The 7,399-nt window shown below is 64.5% G+C and carries 5 protein-coding genes; 2 read left to right on the plus strand and 3 right to left on the minus strand.

Annotated features, from left to right (window positions below; all coding sequences use genetic code 11):
• Window positions 1-36 precede the first annotated feature (36 nt).
• Both aceB and aceA read right to left on the minus strand, forming a co-directional pair.
• The gene (gene aceB, locus AC6CH3_RS07035; protein WP_498131732.1) at window positions 37-1,707 is read right to left on the minus strand and encodes a malate synthase A; all 1,671 of its coding nucleotides are present in this window, start codon (window positions 1,705-1,707) and stop codon (window positions 37-39) included.
• Between the two features lie 210 nt (window positions 1,708-1,917).
• Window positions 1,918-3,261: an isocitrate lyase gene (aceA, locus tag AC6CH3_RS07040; protein WP_498131733.1), complete on the minus strand. Its 1,344-nt coding sequence runs from the start codon at window positions 3,259-3,261 to the stop codon at window positions 1,918-1,920.
• Between the two features lie 163 nt (window positions 3,262-3,424).
• On the opposite strand from aceA, the gene AC6CH3_RS07045 reads away from it, so the two are divergent.
• Window positions 3,425-4,939 carry a helix-turn-helix domain-containing protein gene (locus AC6CH3_RS07045; protein ID WP_498131734.1) on the plus strand — a complete coding sequence of 505 codons (1,515 nt, stop codon included), beginning with the start codon at window positions 3,425-3,427 and terminating at the stop codon, window positions 4,937-4,939.
• Between the two features lie 109 nt (window positions 4,940-5,048).
• Here AC6CH3_RS07045 and AC6CH3_RS07050 read toward each other — a convergent pair whose 3' ends face one another.
• Window positions 5,049-5,567, minus strand: a complete 519-nt coding sequence (locus AC6CH3_RS07050; protein WP_498131735.1) for a hypothetical protein — start codon at window positions 5,565-5,567, stop codon at window positions 5,049-5,051.
• Between the two features lie 487 nt (window positions 5,568-6,054).
• Here AC6CH3_RS07050 and AC6CH3_RS07055 point away from each other — a divergent pair, with 487 nt between their 5' ends.
• Window positions 6,055-7,314: a serpin family protein gene (locus AC6CH3_RS07055; RefSeq protein ID WP_498131736.1), complete on the plus strand. Its 1,260-nt coding sequence runs from the start codon at window positions 6,055-6,057 to the stop codon at window positions 7,312-7,314.
• Window positions 7,315-7,399: the final 85 nt, after the last annotated feature.

Genomic DNA, 7,399 nt, shown 5'->3' on the forward strand with positions numbered 1-7,399 from the left:
TGGCAGCCCGGCGGGCGGAAATCTGGGCCGCCTTTTCTAGGCGGCCACGAGCTCGTCCTCGATGGCTTCGGCCGTGGCGTCAGCATTTTGGCGGGCCTCGTGCAGGTACCTGGCGTAGGCCGGAACCGTCAGGAAGCTGGGGAACGTGTCGCTGAGCGTGACTTCCTCGAAGATGTCGCGGGCGTCGGCGAAGCGGTCGCCGTCAAAGCGTTCCAGCCGGGCGAACTCCTCGTCCAGCATGTCCTCGACCCACTCCTTGGTGATGATCTCGCCGTGGTCCGTGATGGCCCGCGAGTAGATCCACTGCCACAGCTGCGAGCGGGAGATCTCCGCCGTGGCGGCGTCCTCCATCAGGTTGTGGATGGCCACTGCGCCGTTGCCGCGCAGCCAGGACTCGATGTAGCGGATGCCCACTTCGATGTTGTTCCGGATGCCCTGCTCGGTAATGGTGCCATGTGTGGCAGCAACGTTGATCAGGGCACGGTCGTCCGGGATGACGTCCTCACGCAGGCGGTCCAGCTGGTTGGGCCGGTCGCCGAGGACGCCGTCGAACACCTCGCGGCAGATCGGAACGAGGTCCGGGTGGGCCACCCAGGAGCCGTCAAAGCCGTCGGCGGCCTCGCGGGTCTTGTCAGCGCGGACCTTTTCGAAGGCGTTGGCATTGGCGGCCTCGTCCTTGCGGTTCGGAACAGCGGCAGCCATGCCCCCAATAGCCATGGCTCCCCGCTTGTGGCAGGCGCGCACCAGCTGCTCGGTGTAGGCGCGCATGAACGGCTGGGTCATGGTCACCTGGCCGCGGTCCGGCAGGACGAACCGGGGGCCGCGGGTGCGGAAGTTCTTGATCAGGGAGAAGATGTAGTCCCAGCGGCCGGCGTTCAGGCCGGCGGCGTGGTCCCGCAGTTCATAAAGGATCTCCTCCATCTCGAAGGCGGCGGTGATGGTCTCAATCAGCACGGTGGCGCGGATGGTGCCCTGCGGGATTCCGAGCAGGTCCTGGGCCAGGATGAAGATGTCATTCCACAGCCGGGCCTCGAGGTGGTTTTCGATCTTCGGCAGGTAGAAGTACGGGCCCTTGCCCTGGGCCAGCAGGCGGCGTGCGTTGTGGAAGAAGTACAGGCCGAAGTCCACGATGCCTCCGGCCACCGGGGCGCCGTCGATCAGCATGTGCTTCTCGGGCAGGTGCCAGCCGCGCGGCCGGACCACAATCGTGGGCAGTTCGTCCGCGGCGCGCAGCCTGTACTCCTTGCCCTCTGGGGAAGTGAAGTCGATCCGGCGCTCCAGCGCATCCGTGAGGTTCAGCTGGCCCTGGATGACGTTGCGCCAGGACGGCGTGGAAGAGTCCTCCATGTCCGCCAGCCACACCTTGGCGTCCGAGTTCAGGGCGTTGATGGTCATCTTCTTGTCCACCGGTCCGGTGATCTCCACGCGGCGGTCCTCCAGGCCGGGGGCCGGGGGAGCGACGCGCCAGTTCGGATCGTTGCGGACGGATTCGGTCTCGCGGAGGAACCGCGGGTCCTGGCCGCCGGCGATTTGATCCCGCCGTGCCCTGCGTGCCCGCAGCAGCTCCTCGCGCCGCCCGGCCGTGGCCTTGTGCAGCCTGGCGATGAAGGCCAGCGCATCCGGAGTGAGCACCTCGCCCTGCCGGCAAATAGGCTGCGCAGTCAGCGTGATCCCGTTGATAGTGAAGTTATCGATGAAGCTGTTCATTTCATTTGCTCCTTAAAGCAAGAAGGATGTTCGACGGCGAGCGGTGACGTACCTAAACAGGCGGTGAACTGGACATCCGGCAGCGTGCGTAAAAGGGGCCCTATGGCCGGCTTCGTCCTCGCCCAGCGAGGTAAGAAGCCGGCCATGGGGAATAGCACGCCGAGGATCGTCCGGTTTGCCGACGGACGCAAGACCTGCCGTCGGAAGTTGTTAGTGGAACTGGCCTTCTTCGGTGGATCCCACCAGGGCCAGGGTGGATGCGTTCGGGTTGAGCGCAGTGGCGATGTCGTCGAAGTAGCCGGTGCCGACTTCGCGCTGGTGCTTGGTTGCGGTGTAGCCGCGGGACTCGGAGGCGAATTCCTTCTCCTGCAGCTCGACGTAGGCGCTCATGCCTTCCCGGGCGTAGCCGTGGGCGAGGTCGAACATCGAGTAGTTCAGGGCGTGGAAGCCGGCCAGGGTGATGAACTGGAAGGTGAAGCCCATGGCGCCGAGTTCGCGCTGGAACTTGGCGATGGTGGCGTCGTCCAGGTGCTTGCGCCAGTTGAACGACGGGGAGCAGTTGTAGGAGAGCATCTGGTCGGGGAATTCGGCCTTGACGGCTTCGGCGAACTTGCGGGCCAGCTCCAGGTCGGGCGTCCCGGTTTCCATCCAGATGAGGTCCGAGTACGGGGCGTAGGCCTTGGCGCGGGCGATGCAGGGTTCGATGCCGTTGCGGACCTTGTAGAAGCCCTCCGGCGTGCGAACCGGCTGTCCCCCTTCGCGGAGGATGAATTCCTGGTCGCGCTCGTCGACGTCGGAAGTGATCAGGGTTGCCGCCTCGGCGTCGGTTCGGGCGATGACGACGGACGGGGTGCCGGCGACGTCGGCCGCCAGGCGGGCGGCATTCAGGGTGCGGACGTGCTGCTGGGTGGGGATGAGCACCTTGCCGCCGAGGTGGCCGCACTTCTTCTCCGAGGCGAGCTGGTCCTCCCAGTGAACGCCTGCGGCGCCGGCCTGGATCATGGACTTCATCAGCTCGTAGGCGTTGAGGGGTCCGCCGAAGCCGGCCTCGGCGTCGGCGACGATCGGCACCATCCAGTCCTCAAGTGTCTGGACGCCCTCGGAGAACTCGATCTGGTCAGCACGGAGCAGGGCGTTGTTGATACGGCGGACCACCGTGGGAACGGAGTTGGCAGGGTAGAGCGACTGGTCCGGGTAGGTGTGGCCGGAGTTGTTGGCATCTGCGGCGACCTGCCAGCCCGAAAGGTAGATGGCGCGGAGGCCCGCCTTGACCTGCTGCACTGCCTGGTTGCCGGTGAGGGCGCCCAGGGCGTTGGTGTACTGGCCGGTTTTGTGCTCCTCGGTGAGCTGCTTCCAGAGCTTCTCGGAGCCGCGGCGGGCCAACGTGTGCTCTTCGGAGACACGGCCGCGGAGGCGGACGACGTCGGAAGCTGAGTAGTCGCGGGTGACGCCTTCCCAGCGCGGGTTGGCAGCCCACTCGAGCTCCAGGGCGGCGGCCTGCGATGCTGTGTCCTGGGCGGACGGCTGCTGGGTGGGCTCAAATGCTGCAGTCATCGTTGTCTCCTTGTTTGCTACCCGGGTCATTCCGGGTGGTGGTTCCGGGCTGACCGGCCCTGCGCCTTTGCAGTTCCGGCCAGCTTCCGGAAGGCTGTTTCCTTCGTGACTCTTACTTTTCTGCACTTTCCAAATGCTTTCTAGAGCAAAATGCTGGAAAGAAATGCAGTTCTTCACGTATTCTTCAGAAATGTCGCCTTCAAGCTGGACCAGGGAAGTTTCGCAACCGCCGTCGTCGCCGCCAACCGCAGAACTGGACGTCATCGCGCTGGGCCGGCGGGTCCGTCACCTGCGCAAGCAGGCCGGCATGACGCTGGATGACCTGAGTGCCGCCGTCGGGACCGCGCCGAGCCAGCTGAGCCTCATCGAAAACGGCAAGCGGGAACCGAAACTCGGCCTGCTGCAGCACCTGGCCGGGGCGCTGAACGTCGGCATTGACCAGCTGCTCGGAGCCGAACCGCCCAGCCGCCGTGCGGGCCTGGAAATCGAGCTCGAACGCTACCAGCGCGGACCCCTCTACGAGTCCTTGAACCTGCCGAAAATCCGCATCAGCTCGCGGTTGCCGCTGGATGTCCTGGAGGCCCAGGTCGGGCTGCTGCAGGAGCTTGAACGCAAGATGAACGAGCAGGTTGCCACACCGGAAGAGGCCCGCCGGGCGAACGGTGAACTGCGCGCCATGATGCGGGAACGGGGAAACTACTTTCCGGAGTACGAGTCCGAGGCGCAGAAAGTGCTCAGAGAGGTCGGCTACACCACCGGACCACTGAGCCAGCACGTCATCGCAGACATCGCGGCGCACCTCGGATTCACCCTTCACCACGTGGGTGACCTGCCGCATTCCACGCGTTCGGTGACCGACTTGAAGAACCGCAAAATTTACCTGACGCAGGGCGAACGGCAGGACCACGATCCCCGGTCCGTGCTGCTGCAGGCCCTGGGCCATTACGTCCTGGGCCATGAAACCCCCCGCAACTACGGCGACTTCCTGGCCCAGCGGGTGGCCACGAACTATTTCGCCGCGGCCCTCCTGCTGCCGGAACAGGCCACCGTGGAATTTCTGCAGAAAGCCAAGGCCGCAAAGGAGATCGCGGTCGAGGACATCCGCGATGCCTTTGCGGTGTCCTACGAGACGGCCGCCCACCGCTTTACCAACCTGGCCACGAAGCATCTGGGCATCACCACGCATTTCCAGAAGACACACCAGAGCGGGATCATCTACAAGGCCTACGAGAACGACGGCGTGAACTTCCCGCAGGACCACACGGGTGCCATCGAGGGGCAGCCGTCCTGCAAGGCCTGGACCTCGCGTGCCGTGTTCGACGTGCCCGACAAATTCAGCGCCTACAGCCAGTACACGGACACGCCGTCGGGCACATACTGGTGCACTGCACGCACCGACCGGTCGGCGAACGGGCAGTTCTCGCTGAGCATCGGGGTTCCGTACCAGCACGTGAAATGGTTCCGCGGACGGGAGACGACGGCGCGGGCAACATCAAATTGCCCGGATCCCAACTGCTGCAAGCGGCCGCCTGCTTCGCTGACGTCGGAGTGGGCAGGCAACGCGTGGCCATCCGCGCGGGCGCACTCACACCTGCTCGCCGCCATGCCGCCCGGTGCCTTTCCCGGCGTGGACGAGACGGAGGTCTATACATTCCTGCAGGCGCACTCGGGGAATTAGGGCGGAGTGCCGGTCCCTCACTTTTGGCCGGGTCTTGACCGACGCTCCCGCAGTTCCTGCGGGTTTTCGGCGGACGCTCTCTCAGATTTGGACGCATTCGCTGTGACGCTCACGCACTGTTGCGGGACGACGGATGACCGTTGCCGGCCCGCTTTCGCGGCGGTCCTTGGGATAAGAACCTCGCGCTGAACAGTCCGTCAAAAAGAATGCAGCGCACAGTCTGGTAGTTTTCCGCGGTACCGGACCACCGCCCCGTATCCATCAGAAATTGCACGAATTCGAATAGCGAGCCGCAGAAAAAGACCGCAAATTTAGTATCACGCTCAATGAGCACTGCCACAAGCTCTACCAGATCTTCCGGCTCCACCGCGGTGACAGTGGCGGCGCCGTCGATTTCGGCATGCATGGAAAAGAACGCCTTCAGCTGCTTCAGGACGAGAGACACGTCGGAGATTACCGCGTGCTCCCTGTGCCAACACACGAAAGCGGGGATTAGGAAATTCAGTTCCTGAGCGCTTTGAAGCGACGCGAGAGCGGCTGCTCGATTTGAGCCATAAACCGGGGTGCCAGCATAGGGCCCGCTGATGGAGTTCCGTCTTGCCGGCTGGCGGCGGGATTTCTTAGCCAAGTCGATCCTCACTAGGGTCGGGCAACGGGCGGGATGCCGTTCCAGAAACGCTATGAGTGAAGAGCGCCGGGCTTCAACGCCGGCCAGGGCTATGTGGATATCGGGCCGAACCGCCCTGCCTGTGGCCGGAGACTGGAGCCGGAGACTGTGGCCGGAGATGAAGGCCAACTTGGAAGCGCCCAAAAGTGTGCAGCGAATCTAGCACCGGACTTGCTGCGCGTCCGGTGTCTTGAGGATACGCCGGGGCGCTGCAGGAAGTGAGGGAGCGTTGACCCGACACGTGCAGGAAGGGAGGGAGCGTTGGGTCAAAACGTGCGAAAGGTGAGGGAGGGAAACCGAGACCGAAACGACAACAAACCGTGACCGGACAGGCATCGATACTGTCGGACCCTGGTGCTTGACTGTGGACAGGCGAAGATTCCCTGACTGTGTTTTCCCTGACTGTGTTTCCGCTGACTGTCTGAGGACGGCGATGAAAAGGATTCGAGTGGCTAAATTGGTGGCGGCTTCGGCCGTGGCGGCCCTGACCGCATGCTCGGCGGCGCAGCCCGGGCTCTTGAAGGCCGACGGCGTTCCCCGCGACACCGTGGACGGGGCCGCGTACTCCGCCGAGCTGAAATCCCTGCGGGATTCGGCCCTGACGCTCGGGGAGGCACTGCTGGCCGACGGCGGCGACGCTGCCAACGGCAATGTGGTGGCATCGCCAGGCAGCCTGCTGATTGCGCTCGCCATGCTGCGTGCGGGGGCATCGGGCGGGACGGCCGCCGAGATGGATGCAGTCCTGCAGCTTCCCGTGGAACACCGCGACGAAGCCATGAACGCACTGCTTGCGTCCCTGGAAAAGTTCGACGGCGACCCCGGCTCTGTGGACGAAGCGAACCCGCCGCGAAAGCCGGTGATGCACCCGGCGAACGGCCTGTTTGTCGACGAGGGTGTCACCACCGGCGCCGCCTACCTGGACACGCTGGCCCGGCACTACGGCACAGGCGTGTATCCGGTGGACTTCAGTGATGAGGCGGCCACCAAGCCTGCCATCGATGCCTGGGTGGACAAGAACACAGGCGGCCGGATCAAGGAGGCTCCTGCGGAGTACGATCGCCGAAACACCTTCAGTGTCCTCAACGCGCTGTATTTCGCCGCCGCCTGGAATGCTCCGTTTGATCCGAACAACACCTCTGACCTGCCGTTCACCACAGCCGGGGGCAAGGAAGTCACGGCCCCCGCCATGCACAACCTGCTGCAGATGAAGTACGCGGAAGGCCGGGGCTGGCGCGGCGTGGACCTTCCGTATGCAGAGGGCTTCGTGATGCGGCTGGTCTTGCCTGGCGAAGGGGCCGGCAACGGAACGGGGCTGAGCGCGGAAACGTTGACGGACATCGCCGGAACCATGGATACCGCCCGGTTGCAAACCGTCCGGATCCAGCTGCCGCGGTGGGACCACAAGTGCACCTTCGACCTCCGCAAGGTCTTCGAATCGCTCGGCCTGCGGAAGACCCTCACTACCACCGAGGACTTCAACGCGATCCAGCCCAAGATGGCAATCACCCAGGCCGCGCAGGCGGCCAACATCACCGTCGCTGAGAAAGGAACCGTGGCCGCGGCCGTGACCCAGATCAATGGCATGGTCACCAGCGCGCCGCCGGAGCCGGATCGGACCATCGAGTTCGACAGGCCCTTCCACTATCAGGTTGTTCACGTCGAAACCGGACTGCCGCTGTTCATGGGCACCGTTGCGGATCCCCGCTGAGGGCAGGCTGCCGCCGTCGCCGCCTGCAAGGCTCGCCGCCTGCCGCCGTCGACACCTGCGTAGGCTAGCTGTATTACCCACGAAC

The sequence above is a fragment of the Arthrobacter sp. GQ119 genome, from assembly GCF_059759125.1.

Excerpts from the sequence above, each read along its gene's own strand:
- aceB (WP_498131732.1), bottom strand. The coding sequence starts at position 1,707 with ATGAACAGCTTCATCGATAACTTCACTATCAACGGGATCACGCTGACT.
- AC6CH3_RS07045 (WP_498131734.1), top strand. The coding sequence starts at position 3,425 with ATGCAGTTCTTCACGTATTCTTCAGAAATGTCGCCTTCAAGCTGGACC.
- aceA (WP_498131733.1), bottom strand. The coding sequence starts at position 3,261 with ATGACTGCAGCATTTGAGCCCACCCAGCAGCCGTCCGCCCAGGACACA.